This window comes from Streptomyces sp. ISL-36, from assembly GCF_018614205.1.
In the GTDB taxonomy this organism is placed as follows: domain Bacteria; phylum Actinomycetota; class Actinomycetes; order Streptomycetales; family Streptomycetaceae; genus Streptomyces.
The window spans coordinates 1-23,610 of the sequence record NZ_JAGGOS010000065.1 but is presented as its reverse complement, the minus strand read 5'-3'; the positions used below and the strand labels follow the sequence as shown (position 1 = coordinate 23,610).

Sequence of the window (23,610 nt, the reverse complement as noted above, 5' to 3'; positions counted from 1 at the left end):
TGCCGTGCAGCAGGGGCACGGGACTCGTGGGGGTGCCTTGTCGATCAGGCCGGATCGGGAAGCACGACCCCGGCGCGATCGGCGAGACCCCTAGAGCATGCGGCGCATGGCGCGGTGCGGGATCCCCGCGTCCGGGAACTCCGGGCCGTACGCCTCGTAGCCGAGGCGTTCGTAGAAGCCGAGGGCATGGGTCTGGGCGTGCAGGTCCACGGCCTTCAGGCCGCGCTCGCGGGCCGCGTCCTCGATGGCGCGGACGAGCGCCACGCCGACGCCGAGCCCGCGCGCAGCCTTGGCGACGGCGAGCCGTCCCAGCGAACCCACCGACTCGTCACCGCCGGTCTTGCCGGCCGCGTCCGCGCCGTGCAGGAGCCGGCCCGTGCCGAGCGGCAGCCCGTCCTCACGGACGGCCAGCACGTGCACGGCCGTCTCGTCGTACCGGTCGTACTCGATCTCCTGCGGGACCCGCTGCTCGACCACGAAGACATCCCTGCGGACCGCGAAGCACGCCTCGCGGTCCTCGGGGCCCACCGCCTCCCGTACCGAGAACCCGGTGCTCATTCGCTCTCCGCCGCGATCCTGTCCAGCGCGTTCCGCAGGTCCGCCGGGTAGGTGCTCTCGAACTCGACCCACTGCCCGTCCGAGGGGTGCTCGAAGCCGAGCCGGACCGCGTGCAGCCACTGCCGGGTCAGCCCCAGCCGCTTCGCCATGGTCGGGTCGGCCCCGTACGTGAGGTCGCCGACGCAGGGGTGGCGGTGGGCCGACATGTGCACCCGGATCTGGTGCGTACGGCCGGTCTCCAGCTTGATGTCGAGCAGCGAGGCCGCCCGGTACGCCTCGATGAGGTCGTAGTGCGTCACCGAGGGCTTGCCCTCGGCCGTCACGGCCCACTTGTAGTCGTGCTGGGGGTGGCGCCCGATCGGTGCGTCGATCGTGCCGCTCATCGGATCGGGGTGTCCCTGCACCAGCGCGTGGTAGCGCTTGTCGACCACCCGCTCCTTGAACTGCGCCTTGAGCAGGGTGTACGCCCGCTCCGACTTGGCGACGACCATCAGCCCGGACGTGCCGACGTCCAGGCGGTGGACGATGCCCTGACGCTCGGCGGCGCCTGAGGTGGAGATGCGGTACCCGGCGGCGGCGAGGCCACCGATGACGGTGGTGCCGGTCCAGCCGGGGCTGGGGTGCGCGGCCACACCGACCGGCTTCATGATCACGACGATGTCGTCGTCGTCGTGGACGATCTCCATGCCCTCGACGGGCTCGGCGACGATCTGCACCGGCGCCGGGGCGCCGGGCATCTCGACCTCGAGCCAAGCGCCACCGCTGACCCGCTCGGACTTGCCGACGACGGCGCCGTCGACCTGGACCTTCCCGGAGGCGGCCAGCTCGGCGGCCTTGGTGCGGGAAAACCCGAACATACGGGCGATGGCGGCGTCGACGCGCTCGCCCTCCAGGCCGTCGGGAACGGGCAGCGTGCGGATCTCGGGACTCGTACTCACCCGTCGAGTATGCCTTGTGCCGCGGACACCACGTCCCGCGCTCAGTCCTTGTGGACGGTTCCGTCCGGGTCCAGGCCGCGGAAGGACAGGATCACGATCAGGAAGCCGCCGCAGACGATCGCCGAGTCGGCGAGGTTGAAGACGGCGAAGTGCGCGGGGGCGATGAAGTCGACGACCGCTCCCTCGAAGACGCCCGGCGAGCGGAAGATCCGGTCGGTGAGGTTGCCCAGCGCACCGCCGAGCAGCAGCCCGAGCGCGATCGCCCACGACGTGCTGTAGAGCTTGCGCGCCAGCCGCACGATCACGACGATCACCGTCGCCGCGATACAGGTGAAGATGATCGTGAACGCCTCGCCCATGCCGAAGGCGGCGCCCGGGTTCCGGATCGCGTGGAACCTCAGCAGGTCCCCGACGACCTCGATCGGCTCGTGGCCCTCCAGCTTGGCGACCACGAGCATCTTGCTGCCGAGGTCGAGCAGGTACGCGAACAGCGCCACGAGGAGAAGCGCGAGGATCTTGCGCTTCCCCTTCGGCCGCTCGGCCGGTGCGGCGGCCTCGTCGGCCCCCTCTGAATCGGGCGTACCGATGATGCGCTCCGCCTCTGTCACGTGAGTCCCTCAACGCTAGGTGCCTGACTGAGCACGAGGGTACGGCACACCTGTACGGCACCGTCAGGGACCGGGGCGGGGCTCTCAGCCGCGACGCTCCTGCTTCTGCTTGTCCTCGACGCACAGTGTGGCCCGCGGGAACGCCTGCATGCGCGCCTTGCCGATGGGCTTGCCGCAGACCTCGCAGAGGCCGTACGTGCCCGCGTCCAGCCGCTCCAGGGCGTGCTCGGTCTGCTCCAGCATCTCGCGGGCGTTGGCGGCCAGGGCCAGCTCGTGCTCACGGGTGATGTTCTTGGTGCCGGTGTCGGCCTCGTCGTGCCCCGCGCCGTCCCCGGGGTCCCGCATCAGACCGGTCAGCTCCTCCTGGGAGTGGAGCAGCTCGGCCCGGAGCCTGACCACCTCGCTCTCCAGCCCGGCGCGCGCCTCGGCGACCTCCTCCGGGGTCCAGGGGTCCTCGCCGGGGCGCACGGCGAGGTCTCCGGCACGGGCCGGAGGAACCGCGACCTCTTCCTCGGCCGTCGTGACGCCACCCGCGGTCTTCTTCGCTGCCACCGTCATGGCTCCTGTCTGCTCCACCTGCGCCGCGGAAGCGGCCTTCTTCTCGACTGTGGCCTTCTTGGCCGGAACCGCGGCCGCCTTCGCGGCTACGGCTTTCTTCACCGCGGCTTTCTTCGCCGGGGCCTTCTCCGCCGGGGCTTTCTTCACCACGGCTTTCTTCGCCGGGGTTTTCTTCGCCGCGGCTTTCCCCGCCGGGGCTTTCTTCACGGCGACCTTCCCGGCGGGGGTCGCCTTCTCTGCCGGTTCCTTCTTGGCGGCCGGTTCCTTCCCGGCCGGCGCCTTCTTCGCCGCCGATTGCTTCTTCGCCGCCGGTGCCTTCTTGGCGGGAGCCTTGCCGGCGGCGGCCTTCTTGCCCGCGGGCGCCTTCTTCGCGGCCGGCTCCTTCGCCGCGCTCCCGGCCGTACTCTTCGCCGCCGCTCTCCTCGCCGACGTGCCGGCCTCCGACGTGCTGGTCGCCGCCGCGCCCTTCGTTGTCGTGCTCTTCGCCGTGCCCTTCGTTGTCGTGCTCTTCGCCGTGCTCTTCGTTGCCGTGATCTTCGTTGCCGTGCTCTTGCGTGCCGGGGCCGCCGCCGTACCCGCCCTCTTCGCGACCGTCGTCTTCTTGCCGGCCACGTCCTTGGCGGACCCGCCCTTGCCGGTGGAACCGGCGGCCGGAGCCTTCTTCGCGGCGGTCTTCTTCGCCACCATGTCGCGGCCCCTTCACATTTTGTGATCTTGCTCGCGAATCGTGCTGGGACGATAAATCGGCCCAAGGCCCGCGGCAACGGGGCACGCCGCCGTTCGCACCCGCCCATGCCCCCGGCAAGGCGAGCCTGCCTCCGTTGTGCCCAGCTCCCCGCCCCGTAATCCGCCCCGCCGAGCCCGTCCGAAGTCCGATCGCGCCCGTATGGCCATTCGGGTCACGTCCGCCGTCCCCGCCCGCCCCCCGAAAAGCGGTCTGCCGACCCGCTCCCCGCCCCGTACACTGGGCGGAGCGAAAGGCTTGGATGGGGACGAGTAGCGTCGTACGCAGCCATGAGCGACCCGGGGACGGTGAGAGCCCGGGGGCGAGCCCGATGTGAAGCATCACCCCGGAGCCGCCGGAAGAACGCCGCGGGCATAGTCCGCGGCCATTAGACCCGGCATCGCGACCCCAATGAGGGGGCCACGGGCACACGCCCGGGGCCAAGGAGGGTGGTACCGCGGGAGCCGCGCAGCACGGCGCTCTCGTCCCTCCGGACGGAAACGAAGCAGTCCGCCGGAGGAAGTCGCCGATGAAACCGCCGCAGTACCGCCAGGTGCCCGCCCAGGTCGACCTGCCCGCGCTCGAGCACGCCGTGCTCGATTTCTGGCGCGAGAGCAAGGTCTTCGCCAAGACCCTCGCCCAGTCCGAGGGCCGCCCCGAGTGGGTGTTCTACGAGGGCCCGCCCACCGCGAACGGCATGCCCGGCGCCCACCACATCGAGGCCCGCGTCTTCAAGGACGTCTTCCCCCGCTTCCGGACCATGCGCGGGTACCACGTCGCCCGCAAGGCCGGCTGGGACTGCCACGGCCTGCCGGTCGAGCTGGCCGTCGAGAAGGAACTCGGCTTCGCCGGCAAGAAGGACATCGAGGCGTACGGCATCGCCGAGTTCAACGACAAGTGCCGGGAGTCCGTGACCCGCCACACCGACGCGTTCGCCGAGCTGACGACCCGGATGGGCTACTGGGTCGACCTCGACGACGCCTACCGGACGATGGACCCCGAGTACATCGAGTCGGTCTGGTGGTCGCTCAAGCAGATCTTCGACAAGGGCCTGCTCGTCCAGGACCACCGCGTCGCCCCCTGGTGCCCGCGCTGCGGCACCGGCCTCTCCGACCACGAGCTGGCGCAGGGCTACGAGACGGTCGTCGACCCGTCCGTCTTCGTCCGCTTCCCGCTGACCTCCGGCCCGCTCGCCGGCCAAGCCGCGCTCCTGGTCTGGACGACGACCCCCTGGACGCTGGTCTCCAACACGGCGGTCGCGGCCCACCCCGAGGTCACCTATGTCGTCGCGACCGACGGCGAGGAGAAGCTCGTCGTGGCCGCGCCGCTGGTCGAGAAGGCGCTCGGCGAGGGCTGGGTGACCACCGGCGAGACCTTCACGGGCGCCGAGATGGAGCGCTGGGCGTACGAGCGCCCGTTCTCCCTCGTCGACTTCCCCTCCGAGGCGCACTACGTCGTCAACGCCGACTACGTGACGACCGAGGACGGTACGGGTCTGGTCCACCAGTCCCCCGCCTTCGGTGAGGACGACCTCAAGGTCTGCCGCGCCTACGGCCTCCCGGTCGTGAACCCGGTCCGCCCCGACGGCACCTTCGAGGAGGACGTGCCGCTGGTCGGCGGCATCTTCTTCAAGAAGGCCGACGAGGCCCTCACCGCCGACCTGGGCGCGCGCGGCCTGCTCTTCAAGCACGTCCCGTACGAGCACAGCTACCCGCACTGCTGGCGCTGCCACACGGCCCTGCTCTACTACGCGCAGCCGTCCTGGTACATCCGGACGACCGCCGTGAAGGACCGTCTCCTCCAGGAGAACGAGAACACCAACTGGTTCCCGGACTCGGTCAAGCACGGCCGCTTCGGCGACTGGCTGAACAACAACATCGACTGGGCGCTCTCCCGCAGCCGCTACTGGGGCACCCCGCTGCCGCTGTGGCGCTGCGAGGACGACCACCTCACGTGCGTCGGCTCACGCGCCGAGCTGACCGAGCTGACGGGCACGGACCAGTCGGAGCTCGACCCGCACCGCCCGTACATCGACGACGTCACCTTCCCCTGCACGGCGGAGGGCTGCTCGAAGACGGCGACGCGCGTGCCGGAGGTGATCGACGCCTGGTACGACTCGGGCTCGATGCCGTTCGCGCAGTGGGGCTACCCGTACAAGAACAAGGAACTCTTCGAGTCCCGCTACCCGGCCCAGTTCATCTCCGAGGCCATCGACCAGACGCGCGGCTGGTTCTACACGCTGATGGCGGTCGGCACGCTCGTCTTCGACAAGTCCAGTTACGAGAACGTGGTCTGCCTGGGTCACATCCTCGCCGAGGACGGCCGCAAGATGTCCAAGCACCTGGGCAACATCCTGCAGCCGATCCCGCTGATGGACCAGCACGGCGCCGACGCGGTGCGCTGGTTCATGGCGGCCGGCGGCTCCCCGTGGGCGGCCCGCCGCGTCGGCCACGGCACCATCCAGGAGGTCGTCCGCAAGACCCTCCTGACGTACTGGAACACGGTCGCCTTCCAGGCGCTGTACGCCCGTACGTCGAACTGGGCGCCGTCCGCCGCCGACCCGGCGCCGGCCGACCGCACGGTCCTGGACCGCTGGCTGCTGAGTGAGCTCAACACGCTCGTGGAGCAGGTGACGGAGTCCCTCGAGGCCTACGACACCCAGCGCGCGGGCAAGCTGCTGTCGGGCTTCGTCGACGACCTGTCGAACTGGTACGTGCGTCGTTCGCGCCGCCGGTTCTGGCAGGGCGACAAGGCGGCCCTGCGCACCCTCCACGATGTCGTGGAGACCGTCACCCGCCTGATGGCCCCGCTGACCCCGTTCATCACGGAGCGGGTCTGGCAGGACCTGGTGGTCCCGGTGACGCCGGAGGCCCCCGAGTCGGTCCACCTCTCGTCGTGGCCCGAGGCCGACGCGTCCGCGATCGACCCGGAGCTGTCCCAGCAGATGCTGCTGGTCCGCCGCCTGGTCGAGCTCGGCCGTGCGACCCGCGCCGAGTCGGGCGTGAAGACCCGCCAGCCGCTCTCCCGGGCCCTGGTCGGGGCGACGGGCTTCGCCGCCCTCTCGCCGGAGCTCCAGGCCCAGATCACGGAGGAGCTGAACGTCTCCTCGCTGGCCTCGCTGTCGGAGGTCGGCGGCTCGCTGGTCGACACCACGGCGAAGGCGAACTTCCGCGCGCTGGGCAAGCGCTTCGGCAAGGGCGTCCAGGACGTGGCGAAGGCGGTCGCGGCGGCGGACGCGGCGGCGCTGTCGCTCGCGCTGCGGACGGGCAGCGCGGAGCTGACCGTGAACGGCGAGACGATCACCGTCACCCCCGAGGAGGTCATCATCACGGAGACCCCGCGGGAGGGCTGGTCGGTGGCCTCGGACGCGGGTGCGACGGTCGCCCTGGACCTGGAGATCACTCCGGAGCTCCGGCGGGCGGGCCTGGCACGCGACGCGATCCGGCTGATCCAGGAGGCCCGCAAGAACAGCGGCTTGGACGTGGCGGACCGTATCGCCCTGCGATGGACGTCGACGGACGCCGAGGTCGCCTCGGCCCTGGCGGACCACGGGGACCTGATCGCGGACGAGGTGCTGGCCACCGACTTCGCGTCGGGCGAAGCGGATGCCGCCTACGGCGCCCCCTTCACGGACGAGGGTCTGTCCCTGACCTTCCGCCTCCGCAAGGCGTAACCGTCATGGAACCGAGAAGGCCCGCCACCCACAGTGGCGGGCCTTCCGCTTTCCCGGGCTCCCGCCACGGCGGCGGCCCTGCCCGACTCGGCTCATGTCAGCCCGGCCCGGCTCGGCTCATGTCAGCCCGGCTCCGCTCGACCCGGCTCAGCCCGGCTCAGCTCGGCTCAGCTCAGCTCAGCTCATGGAGTCGTCCTCCCTCCGGCGAGTGGGGGCCCGCCCCGCCTTCCTCGCGCCACCCGCCCACGACAAAGGGCCGGGCCCAGGACTTTCGTCCCGGGCCCGGCCCTCAGCCTGCCGACGGCTACGCGCTCATCGCGCGGCCTGCCGCCGTCAGTTGTCGTCCTCGTCGATCAGGAAGCCACGCATCGGCGCCGGCGCCTGCTGCATCGGCTGCGGCGCCTGCGGCCGCACCGGTGCCATCGGCTGGGTCATCGCCGGAGACATCTGCTGCTGGCCACCGTAGGACGGGGCACCGCCCATGGACGGCCCGCCGCCCATCGTGCCGTTGCCGTACGACGGGGCGCTCGCGCCTGCCGAGGCCATCGAGGGCGACGGCGGCAGGGAGGCCGTGGCCGGCGTCCGCGGCGGAGCCAGCGAGTCGTCGGCCTGGGTCTCCAGCTGGCGCAGCTGCGACTCGAGGTAGGACTTCAGACGCGTGCGGTACTCGCGCTCGAAGCCGCGCAGGTCCTCGACCTTGCGCTCCAGCGTGGCGCGGGCGGACTCCAGCGAGCCCATCGCGACGCGGTGCTTCTCCTGCGCGTCCCGCTCCAGCGCGTCGGCCTTGGCGCGGGCGTCCCGCTCCAGGCCCTCGGCGCGCGAACGGGCCTCGCCGACGATCTTGTTGGCCTCGGAACGGGCCTCCGCGATCGCCTGGTCGGCCGTCTGCTGGGCCAGCGAGAGCACACGCGCGGCGCTGTCACCGCCCGGGCCCTGGCCCGGCTGCGGCAGCTGCTGCTGCATCTGCTGCTGGGGGTGACCCATGGGGCCGCCCATCTGCTGACCCATGGGGCCGCCCTGCATGGGGCCACCCTGCATCGGGCCGCCCTGCATCTGGCCACCCTGCATCTGGCCACCCTGCATCTGACCGGGGCCGCCCATGGGGCCACCCTGCATCGGGCCGGGGCCGTGGCCACCGGGGCCGGCAGGGAGCTGCGGGGCACCGGACGGCAGCTGCGGCGGGCCCATCTGCGGGGGCTGCTGCTGGACCGGCGGACCGGATATGGCGGCGGGCACGGGGGCGCCGGGACCGACGGGACGATCCTGCTGCTCCGGCGGCTTGCGCATGCCCTGCTGCTGGTTCTGCGCGGCGGCACGCGTCGCGGCGGCCAGCTTGGCGCGCAGATCCTCGTTCTCGCGGAGCAGGCGGTTCAGTTCGGCTTCGACCTCGTCGAGGAAGGCATCGACCTCGTCCTCGTCATAGCCTTCTCGAAGGCGGACGGTCGTGAACTGCTTGTTCCGCACGTCCTCGGGGGTCAGCGGCATCTCTTCTTCACCTCTACGTAGTCGTCGGCAGTCGGCAAGACCGTATCGTCCACATTCACCTCGCGAAGCTGCTCACGATGGAGATCAGGATGTAGACGATGATCATCAGAACGAAGAAGGACAGGTCGAGTGCCACGCCCCCGAGACGCAACGGCGGGATGAACCGCCGCAGAAGCTTGAGCGGTGGATCGGTGACAGTGTAGGTGGCCTCCAGAACGACCACCATCGCCTTACCGGGTTGCCATGACCGGGCGAACTGGAAGACGTAATCCATGACCAATCGGAAGATCAGCACGATGAGGAAGCACATCAGAGCGATGTAGACCACTTGTAGTGCGACGCCCATCCCGCGCTTCCCTCTCCCCTGGCTCTCGTGCTCTCGCTCGACCGGCCTCGCGGCCGGTCCGTTCCGGTGTCGTGTTCTCAGCTCTGGTTGAAGAATCCGCCCTCTGCGATGCGGGCCTTGTCCTCCGCCGTGACATCGACGTTAGCAGGCGACAACAGGAACACCTTCTGCGTCACGCGCTCAATGCTGCCATGGAGCCCGAAGACGAGTCCGGCGGCAAAGTCGACAAGTCGCTTCGCGTCCGTGTCGTCCATCTCCGTGAGGTTCATGATCACCGGGGTGCCCTCACGGAAGTGTTCCCCGATGGTACGGGCCTCGTTGTAGGTCCGCGGGTGCAGCGTGGTGATGCGGTACGGCTCCCGCTCGGACACGACCTTGGGCATGATCACGGGTGCGTTCTTCTCCATGCTCGGACGTTCGGGTGTGATGGATGCCACGGGGGCAATTCGTGCCGGACGTCCACTTTCGGCGGATAGCGGGGCGGAATGGGCGACCGGCTCGCGCTCGCGATCACGCTGGGCGGGAGGCTGCATCACCCGCACCGGCTCCTCGCGCTCCACCTGACGCGGAGGCTGGTGGCGCCGCTCGGGTTCCGGTTCCAGCTCGGGTTCGAAGTCGTCGTCGGGGTCGAATCCCCGGCCGTCGTACCCATCGTCCTCCACGAGGCCGAGGTAGACCGCCATCTTGCGCATCGCGCCGGCCATTCTCTGAGTCCTCCGCTCTGTGGTGGATCGGCATCGTCACCAAGTGCCCGCGATCCACGAGGTCTGCCCGCCTATTGGCGGAAATGACCATATTTTCTGCTGTGGTCCGACTTGCTTCGCGACGTTACCCGAGCCTGGGGCGGACACCCAGTACCGCCGTACCGATGCGCACATGTGTCGCTCCGGCCGCCACGGCCTCTTCGAGGTCCGCACTCATGCCTGCTGACACCATGTTCGCAGCCGGACGGGTCGCGCGCAGGACAGTCGACAAATCCATCAGCCGATCGAACGCGGCCCGTTGCCGCCCCGCGAACGGACCGGCGAGCGGCGCGACGGCCATCAGTCCGTCGAGCCGCAGTCCGGGTGCCGCGTCCACGGCCGCCGCCAACTCCTCGATGCCGTCCGGAGCCACGCCGCCCCGCTCGCCCCGCTCACCCGACTCGGCGTCGAGCGCGACCTGGACGAGACAGCCGAGCTCGCGCCCGGCCTTCTCCGCCGCCGCCGACAGAGCGGTGACGAGCTTCAAGCGGTCGACGGACTGCACGACATCCGCATAACTCGTCACAGATCGGACCTTGTTGGTCTGCAACTGGCCGACGAAGTGCCAGCGGAGGTCCAGATCCGCGCAGGCGGCGGCCTTGGGAGCGGCGTCCTGGTCCCGGTTCTCGGCGACGTTCCGTACGCCGAGTTCGTGAAGGAGTCTCACATCGCTCGCGGGGTAGGTCTTCGTGACCACGATGAGGGTCACATCCTCCCGCTTGCGACCGGCTGCCGAGCAGGCGGCGGCGATACGTTCCTCCACGCGCGCCAGATTCTCGGCGAGTTCGGCCTTGCGGCCCGTCATGCCCGTCATGTCTCTCTCAGTCCAACCAGACATATCCCGCGAGTCGCCCCGTGGTGCGATCGCGGCGGTACGAGTAGTGGTCGCCCGACTCGCGGGTGCAGACCTCGCCGGCCCGGCGGTCGGTGACACCGAGCCGTTCGAGCTGGGCGTGCACTCCGGCGGTGACGTCGACGGCGGGGGTCCCCCAGCTCGTCTCGGCCCAGGCCGCCGGTTCGGTCTCCGCAACCTCGGCGCGCATCGCCTCCGGCACTTCGTAGCAGCGCCCGCAGACGGCGGGACCGGTACGGGCGCTGATCCGGGCGGGGTCGGCGCCGAGTTCGATCATGGCCTTCACCGCGGCCGGGACGACCCCGGCCACCATCCCCGGCCGTCCGGCGTGGGCCGCGGCCACGACTCCGGCGACGGGATCGGCGAGGAGGACCGGGGTGCAGTCGGCGGTGAGGACCGCGAGGGCGAGTCCGCGCCGGGTGGTGACGATCGCGTCCACCGACGGGATGTCCCGGTCGGCCGGCCAGGGCCCGTCGACCACCGCGACATCGGATCCGTGCACCTGGTTCATCCAGACGACCCGACCGGGGTCGAGTCCCAGAGCGGTGGCGGCCCGGGCCCGGTTGGTCCGTACGGCCTCGGGGTCGTCCCCGACCGCGCCGCCGAGGTTGAGCTCCTCGTACGGAACGGCGCTCACCCCGCCCCACCTGTCGGTGAAAGCGAAGTGCGCGCCGTTCACGGGCTCCAGCCGGTCTATCACTTCAGGAAGTCCGGGACATCCAGCTCTTCGGCCGCGGTGTCCGGGTACGGGCGGGCCGGCGGGACCACCGGCGGGGTGACCGGCGGCAGCGAGGTCTCGTTGACCGCCGGGGCCGACTCGGCCGGGGTGGCCGGCTCGTCCCGGGGGGCGACGGTGCCCAGGCCGCCGAGGGGACGCGGGTTCTCGGTGACGCGCGGCGCGGGGGCCGGCTCCTCGCGCTTGGCGGAGGCCGAGCTGAGGATGTTGTCCCGGCGGGCCGGCGGCTGGCCGCCGTCGAAGCCGGCCGCGATGACCGTGACCCGCACCTCGTCGCCCAGGGCGTCGTCGATGACGGCGCCGAAGATGATGTTGGCCTCGGGGTGGGCGGCCTCGCTCACCAGCTGCGCGGCCTCGTTGATCTCGAAGAGGCCGAGGTCCGAGCCGCCGGAGATGGAGAGCAGCACGCCGCGGGCGCCGTCGATGGACGCCTCGAGGAGCGGCGAGGAGATCGCCATCTCGGCGGCGGCCACCGCGCGGTCGTCGCCGCGGGCGGAGCCGATGCCCATGAGGGCCGAACCGGCCTCGGACATGACCGACTTGACGTCGGCGAAGTCGAGGTTGATCAGGCCGGGGGTGGTGATGAGGTCGGTGATGCCCTGCACACCGCTCAGCAGCACCTGGTCGGCCGACTTGAAGGCGTCGAGCACGGAGACCTGGCGGTCCGAGATCGAGAGCAGCCGGTCGTTCGGGATGACGATGAGGGTGTCGACCTCTTCGCGGAGCTCGGCGATGCCGTCCTCCGCCTGGTTGGCCCGACGGCGTCCCTCGAAGGTGAACGGCCGGGTGACCACACCGATCGTCAGGGCGCCGAGGGAGCGTGCGATGTTGGCGACGACGGGTGCGCCGCCGGTGCCGGTGCCGCCGCCTTCGCCTGCGGTGACGAAGACCATGTCGGCCCCCTTGAGGACCTCCTCGATCTCCTCACGGTGGTCCTCTGCCGCCTTGCGACCGACGGCCGGGTTCGCCCCGGCCCCGAGGCCGCGGGTGAGTTCACGGCCGACGTCGAGCTTGACGTCGGCGTCGCTCATCAACAGCGCTTGCGCGTCGGTGTTGATCGCGATGAACTCGACGCCCTTGAGACCGACCTCGATCATTCGGTTGATGGCATTGACACCACCGCCGCCGACACCGATGACCTTGATGACTGCGAGGTAGTTCTGCGGTGCTGCCACGTCGAAGGCCTCTCGCCTCGAGTTACGTGTCGTCGCTTCGCGGTGCTAGTCGCGCTGCGCCGACGGATGCCGATGGGACGGTCCGAAACGCCGACCCAAACCCTAACGTTGAAGTTTAGGGTTACCAGTGTCTCTGTTCGCTGGACTCTTCCGAACAGGACACTAAGTCGACAAGTGGCGCACGTTCAACGAACACGCCGAACCTCCCGTTTTTCTTTTCACCCTATGTGATCACCCGGAGCCCTGGCCAACCAGGGTGCTGGCCAGCGGTGATGGGCGTCAACTCCCGGACGCGGCGGGGGCTGTGGGGGCGCTTACATCGAAGTGTCCCGCTTTGGGCATCGCCTTCATCAGCGCCGTGAGGACCCGCGCCTTGACGGCGCCGTCCTCACCACTGCCCCAGAAGACCGTGCGGCCCCCGTCGAGTTCCAGGGTGAGGGAGTCGTACGAGGTGACGCGGACGACACGAGTGTTCCGGGCGACTTTCTCGGGGAGTTCGCCCGTCGCGCGCACCGCCTCGCGCATCAGCCGGTCGGCGTCGAAGCGCCGCAGGCTCGGCGAGGAGCCGATGTCCAGGACGAGTTTCGGTACACCTCGGGGCGCTTTGTCCACCGTGGCGAATCGAGTTCCCGTGGAGTCCACTTCCGTGAACTTTCCGCCCTTTTCCACTACCAGAACCGGCTGTCGTTCCGTCACTTTCAGACCGATTCCGTGCGGCCAGGAGCGGACGACCTCCACCGTGTCGATCCGGGGCAGTTTCTGCCGCAGTCGCGCTTCGATCCCGCCGATGTCGACGGAGACGAGGGGGGATCCGATCGGTACGGCGGCCACCGCCTCCACCTCACGGACCGTCAGAACCCGCGTGCCGGAAGTCTTCACATGTTCCACACGCAGCCAGGAGGAGCCGTAGAGCGCCCACAGTCCGCCGGCCACGAGCACGGTCAGCGCGAGGGCGCTCAGCAGCACACGCGGACCGGGCACCCGGAATCGAGAATTCCGGGTGCCCGGCCGGGCCGACCGCTCCGACGAACCCTTGGGCCTGCTCGTGCCGCTCTTCTCGGCTGTCGTCGGTCCGGCTGCCACGCTGGCGTCCCTGCCTTCCGCTGCCCGCCTACGCCTGGCGGCGTGCGGCGATCGCCTCGTACACCATGCCGACGAGCAGGTCGTCGGCGTCCCTGCGGCCGAACTCGGCGGCGGCGCGGGACATCTCGTACAACCGGTGCGGATCGGCGAGCACGGGCAGGACGTTGCCCTGGACCCACTGCGGCGTCAGCTCCGCGTCGTCGACCAGCAGACCACCGCCGGCCTTGACCACCGGCTGGGCGTTGAGCCGCTGTTCCCCGTTGCCGATCGGCAGCGGGACATAGGCGGCGGGCAGCCCGACGGCGGAGAGTTCGGCGACGGTCATCGCGCCCGCGCGGCAGAGCATCATGTCGGCGGCGGCGTACGCGAGATCCATCCGGTCCACGTACGGTACCGGCACGTACGGCGGCATTCCGGGCATGTTGTCGACACGCGGCACTTCGTTCTTCGGGCCGACCGCGTGCAGGATCTGGATGCCCGAGCGCTGGAGCACCGGAGCGATCTGCTGGATGACCTCGTTGAGCCGGCGTGCGCCCTGCGAGCCGCCGGAGACCAGCAGCGTCGGCAGGTTCGGGTCGAGTCCGAACGCGGCCCGCGCCTCGGGCCGGACCCGCGCCCGGTCGAGGGTGGCGATGGTGTGCCGCAGCGGAATGCCGATGTAACGGGCGTTACGGAGCTTGGAGTCCGGCGTGGCGACGCCGACCCCGGCCGCGTACCGCGAGCCGATCTTGTTGGCCAGGCCCGGCCGGGCGTTGGCCTCGTGCACGACGATCGGCACCCCGAGCCGCTTGGCGGCGAGGTAGCCGGGCAGCGCCACGTAGCCACCGAAGCCGACCACGCAGTCCGCCTTGGTGCGCTCCAGGATCTGCTCGGCTGCCTTGATGGTGCCGCGCAGCCGCCCGGGGACGGTGATCAGCTCCGGGGTGGGCTTGCGCGGCAGGGGCACGGCGGGGATGAGGGCCAGCTCGTAGCCCCGCTCGGGCACGAGCCGGGTCTCCAGGCCCTTCTCCGTGCCGAGCGCCGTGATTCCCACGCTCGGGTCCTGCCTGCGCAGGGCGTCCGCGAGGGCCAGCGCCGGCTCGATGTGGCCGGCGGTCCCCCCGCCGGCGAGTACGACATGCACCGAAATTCACCGCTCTCCGGACGGACGCTTCTTGACGCGCCGTCGCATCGACTTCCATCTCACCCCGGCCCGCCTACCCCAGCCGGGGCGCCGCATGGCCAAGGCCGCTTTCGCGGCGGGTTCCTGTCGCGCGAAGGCGATGAGGAGCCCGACGGCGAACATGGTCGGCAGCAGGGCCGACCCTCCGTAGGAGAACAGCGGGAGCGGGACTCCGGCGATCGGCAGCAGGCCGAGCACCGCACCGATGTTGACCACGGCCTGGGCCGTGATCCAGGTGGTCACACCTCCCGCGGCGTACCTCACGAAGGGGTCCTCCGTGCGTCCGGCCACGCGGATACCCGCATAGCCTAGAGCCGCGAACAGGGCGAGTACCGACAGCGTCCCCGCAAGACCCAGTTCCTCCCCGGTGACGGCGAAGATGAAGTCGGTGTGCGCTTCGGGAAGTTGACCCCATTTCTCCACACTCGCACCCAGGCCGGAACCGAACCATCCGCCCGAGGCCAGAGCATAGATTCCGTGCGCCGCCTGGAGACAGGGGGCACCCTCTCCCCCGGGGTCGGTGGCGCCGATGCAGGCGAATCGCTTCATCCGGTTCTCGCTGGTCCTGATCAGCAGAAAACCGATCGTTCCCGCGACGGTGAGCACCCCGACGAAGAGCCGGGTGGGCGCGCCGGCCGTCCACAGCAGGCCGAAGAGGATGGCCGTGAGGACGATCGCCGTCCCCATGTCGCCGCCGAGCATGATCAGCCCGAGCAGCAGAAAGGCCCCGGGGACCAGCGGCACCAGCATGTGCTTCCACTGGGTGAGCAGTTTCATGTCCTGCTTGCGGGCGAGCAGGTCGGCCCCCCACAGGATCAGCGCAAGCTTGCCGAACTCGCTGGGCTGCAGCATGAACGGCCCGCCCAGCGAGATCCAGTTCTGGTTGCCGCCGACGGCACGCCCTATCCCCGGGATCTGCACGAGCACCATCAGGAAGACCGCGCCGACCAGGATCGGGTACGCGAGCGCCCGGTGCAGCTTGACCGGCATCCGGGAGGCCACCAGGAGCAGGCCGGTGCCGAGGACCGCGGCGAAGAACTGCTTGCGGAAGAAGTACGACGGCACGAGGTCGTACCGCAGCGCCGTGATCATGGACGCCGAATAGACCATCACGAGGCCGAGCGTGGTGATGAGCAGCCCCGCGCCGAGGATGACGTAGTACGCCGTCAGCGGCCGGTCCCAGGCCCGGCGCGCCCGCTCGTACGTCCGCCGTACCGCCTCGCCGCGGGGGCCCCGCGAAGCTGCGGGAACGCGGCCTCCGCCGCGTACGGCGGAGGGCCGACGAGTCCCGGCGGTTCTGCTCGGCATGGTCGCTGTCCCCTCCAGTCGTGCCCGGCTCCGCCGGACCTGTTGCTGGTCAGGTCAGGCGCGCCCGGTGGCGGCGAGGGCGCGGACCGCGTCCGCGAACGCCTCGCCACGCTTGTTGTAATTGGTGAACATGTCCATCGAGGCGCAGGCCGGGGCCAGCAGAACCGTGTCACCCGGCCGGGCGAGCCCAGCCGCCTCCTGGACCGCCGCAGACATCGCCCCAGTGTCGGTCCGGTCGAGGTCCACCACCGGGACCTCGGGGGCGTGTCGCGCCAGGGCTTCGCGGATCAGCGCACGGTCGGCGCCGATCAGCACGACCCCGCGCAGGCGCGCCGCCGACTTCTGGACCAGCTCGTCGAAGGTCGCGCCCTTGGCGAGGCCACCGGCGATCCAGACGATCGGGTCGTAGGCCGCCAACGAGGCTTCCGCGGCGTGGGTGTTGGTGGCCTTGGAGTCGTCGACGTACACCACGCCCTCGATGTCCTCGACCAGCTCGATCCGGTGCGGGTCGGGCCGGAAGGCGCGCAGCCCGTCCCGTACGGCCTTCGGCTCGACGCCGAAGGCGCGGGCCAGGGCCGCCGCGGCGAGCGCGTTGGCGATGTTGTGCGGGGCCGGGGGCTGGACGTCGGCGACCTCGGCGAGTTCCTGGGCCTGCTTCTGCCGGTTCTCGACGAAGGCCCGGTCGACGAGGATGCCCTCGACCACACCGAGCTGGGAGGGGCCGGGGGTGGCGAGGGTGAAGCCGATCGCCCGGCAACCCTCCTCGACGTCGGCCTCACGGACCAGGTCCTCGGTCGCCTTGTCGGCGGCGTTGTAGACGCAGGCGACGGTGTTGCCCTCGTAGATACGGCCCTTGGCGGCGGCGTACGCCTCCATGGAGCCGTGCCAGTCGAGGTGGTCGGGCGCCAGGTTGAGCACGGCGGCCGAATGGGCGCGCAGGCTCGGTGCCCAGTGGAGCTGGTAGCTGGAGAGCTCGACGGCGAGCACGTCGTACGTCTCGTCGCCGAGGACGGCGTCGAGGAGCGAGACGCCGATGTTGCCGACGGCCGCGGTCCGCAGCCCGGCCGCCTCCAGGATGGAGGCGAGCATCCGTACGGTCGTGGTCTTGCCGTTGGTGCCGGTGACCGCGAGCCAGGGCGCCGCTTCCGGGCCCCTGAGCCGCCAGGCCAGCTCGACGTCGCCCCACACCGGGACGCCCGCCTCGGCGGCGGCCGCGAACAGGGGCTTGTCGGGCTGCCAGCCGGGGGTGGTGACGATCAGCTCGGTGCCGGACGGCAGGGTCGCCCCGTCGCCGAGGCGGACGGTGATCCCCTCGGCCTCCAGTTCGGCGGCCTGCGCCCGGGAGCGCTCGTCGTCGCCGTCGTTGACGACGGTCACGACCGCGCCGAGGCCGTGCAGGACCCGGGCGGCGGGAATGCCGCTCACCCCGAGCCCGGCGACGGTGACGTTCTTGCCCTGCCAGTCCAGCTGATCGCTCACTTTTCGGATGCCCATCCCGCGTAGAAGAGACCGAGGCCGACGATCACGCACATGCCCTGGATGATCCAGAACCGGACCACCACGAGGACTTCGGACCACCCCTTGAGCTCGAAGTGGTGCTGCAGGGGCGCCATCCGGAAGACGCGCTTGCCGGTCATCTTGAACGAGCCGACCTGGATGACCACCGACATGGTGATCAGCACGAACAGGCCGCCGAGCAGGGCGATCAGCAGCTCCGTACGGGAGCAGATGGCGAGACCGGCGAGCGCGCCGCCGAGGGCCAGCGAACCGGTGTCGCCCATGAAGATCTTGGCGGGCGAGGTGTTCCACCACAGGAAGCCGAAGCAGGCACCCATCAGCGCGGAGGCGACGACCGCGAGGTCGAGCGGGTCGCGCACCTCGAAGCAGGCGTTGGGGTTGGTCAGGTCCATCGCGTTGGCGCAGGACTCCTGGAACTGCCACAGCCCGATGAACGTGTACGCGCCGAAGACCATCACCGACGCGCCGGTGGCCAGGCCGTCCAGACCGTCCGTCAGGTTCACGCCGTTCGACATGGCCAGGATCATGAAGAGAGCCCAGACCACGAAGAGCACCGGCCCGATGGACCAGCCGAAGTCGGCGATGAAGGAGAGCTTCGTGGAGGCCGGGGTCAGTCCGCGCAGATCGGCGAACTGCAGGGCGAGCACCGCGAAGGCGATGCCGACGATCAGCTGGCCGGCCATCTTCGCCTTGGCCCGCAGACCCAGCGACCGCTGCTTGACGATCTTGATGTAGTCGTCGAGGAAGCCGACCAGGCCCATGCCGGCCATCAGGAAGAGGACCAGCACACCGGAGTACGTGGGGTCTTCACCGGTGATGACCTTGGCGAGCGCGTACGCGATGAGCGTGGCCAGGATGAAGGAGATGCCGCCCATGGTGGGCGTCCCCTTCTTCCCGGCGTGGCCGCGCGGGCCGTCGTCCCGGATGAACTGCCCGTACCCCTTGCGGGCAAGCAGCTTGATGAGCAGCGGAGTCCCGATCAGGGTCAGGAAGAGCCCGATGGCCCCCGCGAAGAGGATCTGCCTCATCGGCCCGAGACCTCGCTCTCGGAGTCGAGGAGGGCCAGGGCGACCTGTTCCAGGCCGACGGACCTGGAAGCCTTCACAAGGACGACGTCTCCCGGGCGCAGCTCACTGCGCAACAGGTCGACCGCCGCCTGCGCGTCGGACACGTGCACCGACTCCTCACCCCACGAACCCTCGTTATATGCGCCCAGTTGCAGCCAGGACGCTTCCCTGTCCCCGACCGCGACGAGCTTGCTGACGTTGAGCCGGACGGCGAGCCGTCCGACCGCGTCGTGCTCGGCGAGCGATGCGTCACCGAGCTCGGCCATCTTGCCGAGCACCGCCCACGTGCGGCCCCCCTGGGCCTGTGCGGCCCGGCCCATGGCCGCGAGCGCGCGCAGGGCGGCTCGCATGGACTCGGGGTTCGCGTTGTAGGCGTCGTTGACGATCGTCACGCCGTCCGGACGCTCGGTGACCTCCATGCGCCAGCGCGACAGGGAGCCCGCCTCGGAGAGCGCGGTGGCGATCTCGTGGACGGGCATGCCCAGCTCATGGGCGACGGCGGCCGCGGCGAGCGCGTTCGACACGTGGTGCTCACCGTACAGGCGCAAGGTCACGTCACTGCACCCGGTGGGTGTGTGAAGCCTGAAAGAGGGCTGTCCGTTCTCTGTGAGCCGGACATTCTCGGCACGAACGTCGGCGTCGTCGGCCTCTCCGAACCGGATCACGCGCGCCTGGGTCCGCGCGGCCATGGCCCGGACGAGCGGGTCGTCGGCGTTGAGGACCGCCACTCCGCCCTTCTCGGCCGAGGGAAGGGCTTCGACGAGTTCGCCCTTGGCCTGGGCGATCTGCTCGCGTCCGCCGAACTCGCCGATGTGGGCGGTGCCCACGTTCAGGACGAGTCCGATGCGCGGCGGGGTCAGTCCGGTGAGGTAGCGGATGTGACCGATGCCGCGGGCGCCCATCTCGAGGACCAGGTGCTGGGTCTCGTCGCTCGCGCGCAGCGCCGTCAGCGGGAGGCCGATCTCGTTGTTGAGCGAGCCGGGCGTCCACACGGTCGGGCCGTGGTGCTGCAGGACCTGGGCGATCAGGTCCTTGGTGGAGGTCTTGCCCGCCGAGCCGGTGAGGGCGACGACGTCGGTGCCGAGGCGTTCGACGACGTGGCGGGCGAGGGCGCCGAGCGCCGTCTGGACGTCGTCCACGACGATGGCGGGTACGCCGACGGGGCGGGCGGCCAGCACGGCTGCCGCACCCGCCTCGACGGCACGTTGCGCGTAGTCGTGGCCGTCGACCTGTTCGCCGGCGAAGGCGGCGAACAGGCTGCCGGTCTTCACCTCACGGGAGTCGATGACGACGGGGCCCGTGATCAGGACGGCCGGATCCGGTATGTCGTACGACTGCCCGCCGACGATTTCGGTGATCTCGGCGAGGGAGAGGGCGATCACAACTTATCCCTGACTGTTCTTGAGGCTGCGTTCAATCGCTTCGCGCAGGACCTGGCGGTCGTCGAAGGGGCGGACCACACCGGCGATGTCCTGGCCCTGTTCATGGCCCTTGCCGGCGACGAGCACGGTGTCGCCGGGCTGTGCGCGGGCCACGGCCGCGGCGACGGCGGCGGCCCGGTCGGCGTCGACCAGCACGTCGCCGCGCTCGTGCGCGGGCACTTCGGCGGCGCCCGCGAGCATCGCGGCGAGGATCGCGAGGGGGTCCTCGGAGCGGGGGTTGTCCGAGGTCAGTACGGCGGTGTCGGCGAGGCGCGCCGCGGCGGCGCCCATCGGGCCGCGTTTGGTGATGTCGCGGTCGCCGCCGCAGCCGAGCACGATGTGGATCCTGCCCTCGGTGACCTTCCGCAGCGAGCGCAGGACCGATTCGACGGCGTCGGTCTTGTGGGCGTAGTCGACGACCGCGAGGTACGGCTGGCCGGCGTCGACGCGCTCCAGGCGGCCCGGCACGCCGGGGACGGCGGCGACCCCCTCGGCGGCGGTCCGCGGGTCGAGCCCGGCGACGGCGAGCGTGACGATCGCGGCGAGGGAGTTGGCGACGTTGAACGGGCCGGGGAGCGGGGCGGTGGCGGGGAACCGCTCGCCCTGCGGGCCGACGACGGTGAAGGTCGATCCGACCGCGCCGAGTTCGACGTCCTCGGCGCGCCAGTCGGCGTCCGGGTTGCCCTCGGCGGAGAAGGTGACGACCGGTACGGAGGCCTCCTTCACCAGCCTGCGGCCGTAGGCGTCGTCGAGGTTCACCACGCCCTGTTTGCTGCGTTCCGGCGTGAACAGCTGCGCCTTGGCGGCGAAGTAGTCCTCCATGCCGGAGTGGAACTCCATGTGCTCCGGGCTGAGGTTGTTGAAGACGGCGACGTCGAAGACGCAGCCGTCGACCCGGCCGAGCACGAGGGCGTGGCTGGAGACCTCCATGGCGACCGAGGTGACCCCGCGCTCGCGCATGACGGCGAAGAGGGCCTGCAGGTCGGTGGCTTCGGGGGTCGTGCGCTCCGACTTGATGCGCTCGTCGCCGATCCGCATCTCGACCGTGCCGATGAGCCCGGTCCGGTGGCCGGCCGCCTTGAGGCCGCCTTCGACGAGGTAGGCCGTGGTGGTCTTGCCGGAGGTGCCGGTGATGCCGATCTGGAGCAGGTCCGTGCCGGGCCGGCCGTAGATCTCGGCGGCGAGCTCACCCATGCGGCCGCGTGGATCCTCGACGACCAGGACCGGCAGGCCGGTCGCGGCGGCGCGCTCGGCGCCCGCCGGGTCGGTGAGGACGGCGACCGCGCCGAGGCCGGCGGCCTGGTCGGCGAAGTCCGCGCCGTGCAGCCGGGCGCCGGGCAGGGCCGCGTACACGTCCCCGGGGCGGACGGCCCGCGAGTCGTGGGTGATGCCCGATACGTCGACACGGCCGCCGCCGGGCGTCTCGATCCCGAGCCGGGTGGCCAGGTCGCCCAGGGGTGTCGGGCGGGCCTGCTCCGGGCGGGGCGGGGTGGTTCGGTACTGATCAGCGTGTGGCACGGCGGTGAGCGTACCGGGCTGACCCGCCGCGGGGCCAAAAGAGGCCCGGGAGTCGGCGGAGTTCGATTTCCGGTTCCCGGAATCGGGGGTGATCGTCGTCACTGGTGCTCCCGAGTGTCACTCACTGGCCTGGAAGGTCACCGGCATCCGGGCGGGCTCGCTGCCCGTCGGGGCGACGTGGAGCGTCTTGAGCGCGAACTCCATGACCTTCTTGTAGATGGGTCCGCAGATCTTGCCGCCGTAGTAGTCCCCCTTGGTGGGGTTCTGGATGGCGCAGTAGACGGTGATCTGCGGGTCGTCCGCGGGCGCGAAGCCCGCGAAGGAGGCGGTGTAGCCCTTGTAGCGGCCGAGTTCGGGGTCGACGCGGTTGGCGGTTCCGGTCTTGCCCGCGACCCGGTAGCCGGGGATACGGGCCCTGGTGCCGGTGCCCTCCTCGTCGCCGACCACGGACTCCAGCATCTGGGCGAGGGTTCTGGCCGTCTTCTCGCTCACCACCCGGGTCTGTTTCGGCGCGGGTGCGGCGGTGAACCGTCCGTCGGGTCCCCTGATGCCGCGGACGAGCGTGGGTTCGATCCGTACGCCGCCGTTGGCGATGGTCGAGTAGACCGAGGCGGCCTGCATGGCGTTGACGGAGAGGCCCTGGCCGAAGGGGATCGTGTACTGCTGCGAGGTCGACCAGTTCTGGGGCTTGGCCAGGATGCCCGAGGTCTCGCCGGGGTAGCCGAGCCCGGTGGGGCTGCCGATGCCGAACTTGCGCAGGTACGTGTGGAGGACCCGGTTCGACTCGGCCTGGGTGCGGCCGAGCTGGCCGGTGGCGAGGATCGTGCCGATGTTGCTGGACTTGGCGAGGACGCCGTTGAGGGTGAGGTACCAGGTGCGGTGGTCGATGTCGTCCTTGAAGAGACGGTCGCCCCGGTGCAGCCGGTTGGGGACGGTGACGTGCGTGCCGGGGGTCGCGACGCCCTCCTCCAGGACGGCGGCCATGGACATGACCTTGCTGGTGGAGCCGGGTTCGTAGGCGTCCTGGAGGGCCGCGTTGCCCATGGCCGCGGCGTTGGCCGCGGACAGGTCGTTGGGGTCGAAGCCGGGTGCGTTGGCCATGGCGAGGACCTCGCCGGTCCTGGTGTTCTGCACGATGACGTACCCGCGGTCGGCCCTGGACTTCCGTACCTGCTCGGTGATGGCCTGCTGGGCGGCCCACTGGATGTCCCGGTCGATGGTCAGCTCGATGTCGGAGCCGGGCACCGCCGGGCTTCCCTCGGAGCCCGCGGTGGGGACCCGCCGTCCGCCCGACTGGGCGAACCTGATCTTGCCGTCCTTGCCCGCCAGCTCCTTGTCGAGCATGGACTCCAGGCCGCCGGCGCCGCGGCCCTCCGCGTTGACGTAGCCCAGTATTCCGGCGGCGAGCTCCCCGTTGGGGTACACCCGCTTGGTGGAGGGCTCGCTGAGGATGCCGCCGAGCAGGTTGATCCCGTTGCCGCCCTCGGCGGGCTTGGCCTTCTGCTCGTAGACCTTCTTCAGGTCCTTGATCTGGTTCCAGACCTGCGGGGTCTGCTTGCGGGCGAGCAGGGTGTAGCGGGAGTCGGGGGTGCGGAGCTTCTTGGCCAGCTCGGCGGGCTCCTTGCCCAGGAGCGGCGCGAGGAGGGCGGCGGCCTGCTCGGGGGCGTCCCGCAGCTTGCTCTCCTCGGGTGTGAAGAGCTTGGGATCGGCCGTGATGTCGTACGCGTCGACGCTGGCGGCCAGGGCGATCCCAGCGCGGTCGGTGATCTCGCCCCGGTCCGCGGAGAGCGTGTACTCCTGGTAGCGGTGGGCCTCCGCCTTGGCGGCCAGCGCGCTGGCGTCGACGGCCTGCACCTGGAGCAGGCGGGCGACGAACGCCACCATCACGAGGGTCAGGCCGAGGGAGACCAGTCGGAGCCGGGGCTTGGGGCTGCCGAGCCGGATGGTGCGCGGCTTGGGCCGGACGGGCGGCCGGGAGGTACGGCGCGGGGCCGGCCGCGCGGGCTGGGTGGGGCGGCCGGCGGCGGGCCGGGGACGCGAGGGCCGGGCGGGGCCGGGCACCTGGCGGCGCGGGGGCTCCTTGGGAGGCACTTCGGTCACCTGCCGGAGGTCGTCGGGGCGGGCGCGGTCGTGGCG

The 23,610-nt window shown here is 70.7% G+C and carries 20 protein-coding genes; 2 read left to right on the top strand and 18 right to left on the bottom strand.

Annotation, left to right across the window (positions count from 1 at the left end; translation table 11 throughout):
- Nucleotides 1–90: 90 nt before the first annotated feature.
- The 4 genes from J7E93_RS17700 to J7E93_RS38075 all read right to left on the bottom strand — a co-directional run bounded on the left by J7E93_RS17700 (nucleotide 91) and on the right by J7E93_RS38075 (nucleotide 2,764).
- On the bottom strand, nucleotides 91–558 hold the full coding sequence (locus tag J7E93_RS17700) for a GNAT family N-acetyltransferase (protein WP_215070515.1): 468 nt from the start codon (nucleotides 556–558) through the stop codon (nucleotides 91–93).
- The gene (locus tag J7E93_RS17695; protein ID WP_215070513.1) at nucleotides 555–1,496 is read right to left on the bottom strand and encodes an RluA family pseudouridine synthase; all 942 of its coding nucleotides are present in this window, start codon (nucleotides 1,494–1,496) and stop codon (nucleotides 555–557) included. Before J7E93_RS17695 ends, J7E93_RS17700 begins: the two co-directional genes overlap by 4 nt.
- Before the next feature lie 41 nt (nucleotides 1,497–1,537).
- Nucleotides 1,538–2,104 (bottom strand): signal peptidase II, encoded by a 567-nt coding sequence (gene lspA, locus J7E93_RS17690; protein ID WP_215070511.1) that lies wholly within the window; start codon nucleotides 2,102–2,104, stop codon nucleotides 1,538–1,540.
- Between the two features lie 84 nt (nucleotides 2,105–2,188).
- Nucleotides 2,189–2,764, bottom strand: a complete 576-nt coding sequence (locus tag J7E93_RS38075; protein WP_308368701.1) for a TraR/DksA C4-type zinc finger protein — start codon at nucleotides 2,762–2,764, stop codon at nucleotides 2,189–2,191.
- Between J7E93_RS38075 and J7E93_RS38070 the strand changes: the two genes are divergently transcribed.
- Entirely contained in the window at nucleotides 2,721–3,374 is a 654-nt protein-coding gene (locus tag J7E93_RS38070) for a hypothetical protein (protein WP_308368700.1), read from the top strand. The genes J7E93_RS38075 and J7E93_RS38070 overlap by 44 nt on opposite strands.
- A 541-nt stretch (nucleotides 3,375–3,915) precedes the next feature.
- The gene (gene ileS, locus J7E93_RS17680) at nucleotides 3,916–7,059 is read left to right on the top strand and encodes an isoleucine--tRNA ligase (RefSeq protein WP_215070507.1); all 3,144 of its coding nucleotides are present in this window, start codon (nucleotides 3,916–3,918) and stop codon (nucleotides 7,057–7,059) included.
- Nucleotides 7,060–7,392: 333 nt separating this feature from the next.
- Here ileS and J7E93_RS17675 read toward each other — a convergent pair whose 3' ends face one another.
- From J7E93_RS17675 to J7E93_RS17610, 14 genes are all read right to left on the bottom strand, one after another.
- The gene (locus tag J7E93_RS17675) at nucleotides 7,393–8,544 is read right to left on the bottom strand and encodes a DivIVA domain-containing protein (protein ID WP_215070499.1); all 1,152 of its coding nucleotides are present in this window, start codon (nucleotides 8,542–8,544) and stop codon (nucleotides 7,393–7,395) included.
- A gap of 55 nt (nucleotides 8,545–8,599) precedes the next feature.
- Complete coding sequence (locus J7E93_RS17670; protein ID WP_019885526.1) at nucleotides 8,600–8,890, bottom strand: YggT family protein; 291 nt, start codon at nucleotides 8,888–8,890, stop codon at nucleotides 8,600–8,602.
- Between the two features lie 77 nt (nucleotides 8,891–8,967).
- Nucleotides 8,968–9,594, bottom strand: a complete 627-nt coding sequence (locus tag J7E93_RS17665; protein ID WP_215070497.1) for a cell division protein SepF — start codon at nucleotides 9,592–9,594, stop codon at nucleotides 8,968–8,970.
- A gap of 124 nt (nucleotides 9,595–9,718) precedes the next feature.
- Complete coding sequence (locus J7E93_RS17660) at nucleotides 9,719–10,438, bottom strand: YggS family pyridoxal phosphate-dependent enzyme (RefSeq protein ID WP_215070544.1); 720 nt, start codon at nucleotides 10,436–10,438, stop codon at nucleotides 9,719–9,721.
- Nucleotides 10,439–10,454: 16 nt separating this feature from the next.
- Nucleotides 10,455–11,186: a peptidoglycan editing factor PgeF gene (gene pgeF / locus J7E93_RS17655; protein ID WP_215070495.1), complete on the bottom strand. Its 732-nt coding sequence runs from the start codon at nucleotides 11,184–11,186 to the stop codon at nucleotides 10,455–10,457.
- Complete coding sequence (ftsZ, locus tag J7E93_RS17650; RefSeq protein ID WP_215070493.1) at nucleotides 11,183–12,397, bottom strand: cell division protein FtsZ; 1,215 nt, start codon at nucleotides 12,395–12,397, stop codon at nucleotides 11,183–11,185. The genes pgeF and ftsZ overlap by 4 nt, the downstream gene beginning before the upstream one ends.
- Before the next feature lie 279 nt (nucleotides 12,398–12,676).
- Nucleotides 12,677–13,480, bottom strand: coding sequence for an FtsQ-type POTRA domain-containing protein (locus tag J7E93_RS17645; protein WP_215070491.1), 804 nt, complete (start codon nucleotides 13,478–13,480; stop codon nucleotides 12,677–12,679).
- A 28-nt stretch (nucleotides 13,481–13,508) separates the two neighbouring features.
- Nucleotides 13,509–14,603 carry an undecaprenyldiphospho-muramoylpentapeptide beta-N-acetylglucosaminyltransferase gene (gene murG, locus J7E93_RS17640; RefSeq protein WP_215070489.1) on the bottom strand — a complete coding sequence of 365 codons (1,095 nt, stop codon included), beginning with the start codon at nucleotides 14,601–14,603 and terminating at the stop codon, nucleotides 13,509–13,511.
- Between the two features lie 6 nt (nucleotides 14,604–14,609).
- A complete protein-coding gene (gene ftsW / locus J7E93_RS17635) occupies nucleotides 14,610–15,950 on the bottom strand; it encodes a putative lipid II flippase FtsW (protein WP_215070487.1) in 1,341 nt (446 codons plus the stop codon).
- 54 nt (nucleotides 15,951–16,004) lie between these two features.
- Complete coding sequence (gene murD, locus J7E93_RS17630) at nucleotides 16,005–17,444, bottom strand: UDP-N-acetylmuramoyl-L-alanine--D-glutamate ligase (RefSeq protein WP_215070485.1); 1,440 nt, start codon at nucleotides 17,442–17,444, stop codon at nucleotides 16,005–16,007.
- On the bottom strand, nucleotides 17,426–18,496 hold the full coding sequence (mraY, locus tag J7E93_RS17625) for a phospho-N-acetylmuramoyl-pentapeptide-transferase (RefSeq protein WP_215070483.1): 1,071 nt from the start codon (nucleotides 18,494–18,496) through the stop codon (nucleotides 17,426–17,428). Before mraY ends, murD begins: the two co-directional genes overlap by 19 nt.
- A complete protein-coding gene (gene murF / locus J7E93_RS17620) occupies nucleotides 18,493–19,917 on the bottom strand; it encodes a UDP-N-acetylmuramoyl-tripeptide--D-alanyl-D-alanine ligase (RefSeq protein ID WP_215070481.1) in 1,425 nt (474 codons plus the stop codon). Before murF ends, mraY begins: the two co-directional genes overlap by 4 nt.
- A gap of 3 nt (nucleotides 19,918–19,920) precedes the next feature.
- A complete protein-coding gene (locus tag J7E93_RS17615) occupies nucleotides 19,921–21,576 on the bottom strand; it encodes a UDP-N-acetylmuramoyl-L-alanyl-D-glutamate--2,6-diaminopimelate ligase (RefSeq protein ID WP_215070479.1) in 1,656 nt (551 codons plus the stop codon).
- Between the two features lie 15 nt (nucleotides 21,577–21,591).
- Nucleotides 21,592–23,565: a penicillin-binding transpeptidase domain-containing protein gene (locus J7E93_RS17610; RefSeq protein WP_308368702.1), complete on the bottom strand. Its 1,974-nt coding sequence runs from the start codon at nucleotides 23,563–23,565 to the stop codon at nucleotides 21,592–21,594.
- Nucleotides 23,566–23,610: the final 45 nt, after the last annotated feature.

Bases quoted from the DNA above. Each gene is read 5' to 3' on its own strand.
- J7E93_RS17700 (WP_215070515.1), bottom strand. From the start codon at position 558: ATGAGCACCGGGTTCTCGGTACGGGAGGCGGTGGGCCCCGAGGACCGC.
- ileS (WP_215070507.1), top strand. From the start codon at position 3,916: ATGAAACCGCCGCAGTACCGCCAGGTGCCCGCCCAGGTCGACCTGCCC.
- J7E93_RS17675 (WP_215070499.1), bottom strand. From the start codon at position 8,544: ATGCCGCTGACCCCCGAGGACGTGCGGAACAAGCAGTTCACGACCGTC.
- J7E93_RS17670 (WP_019885526.1), bottom strand. From the start codon at position 8,890: ATGGGCGTCGCACTACAAGTGGTCTACATCGCTCTGATGTGCTTCCTC.
- J7E93_RS17665 (WP_215070497.1), bottom strand. From the start codon at position 9,594: ATGGCCGGCGCGATGCGCAAGATGGCGGTCTACCTCGGCCTCGTGGAG.
- J7E93_RS17660 (WP_215070544.1), bottom strand. From the start codon at position 10,438: ATGACGGGCCGCAAGGCCGAACTCGCCGAGAATCTGGCGCGCGTGGAG.
- ftsW (WP_215070487.1), bottom strand. From the start codon at position 15,950: ATGCCGAGCAGAACCGCCGGGACTCGTCGGCCCTCCGCCGTACGCGGC.
- murD (WP_215070485.1), bottom strand. From the start codon at position 17,444: ATGGGCATCCGAAAAGTGAGCGATCAGCTGGACTGGCAGGGCAAGAAC.
- mraY (WP_215070483.1), bottom strand. From the start codon at position 18,496: ATGAGGCAGATCCTCTTCGCGGGGGCCATCGGGCTCTTCCTGACCCTG.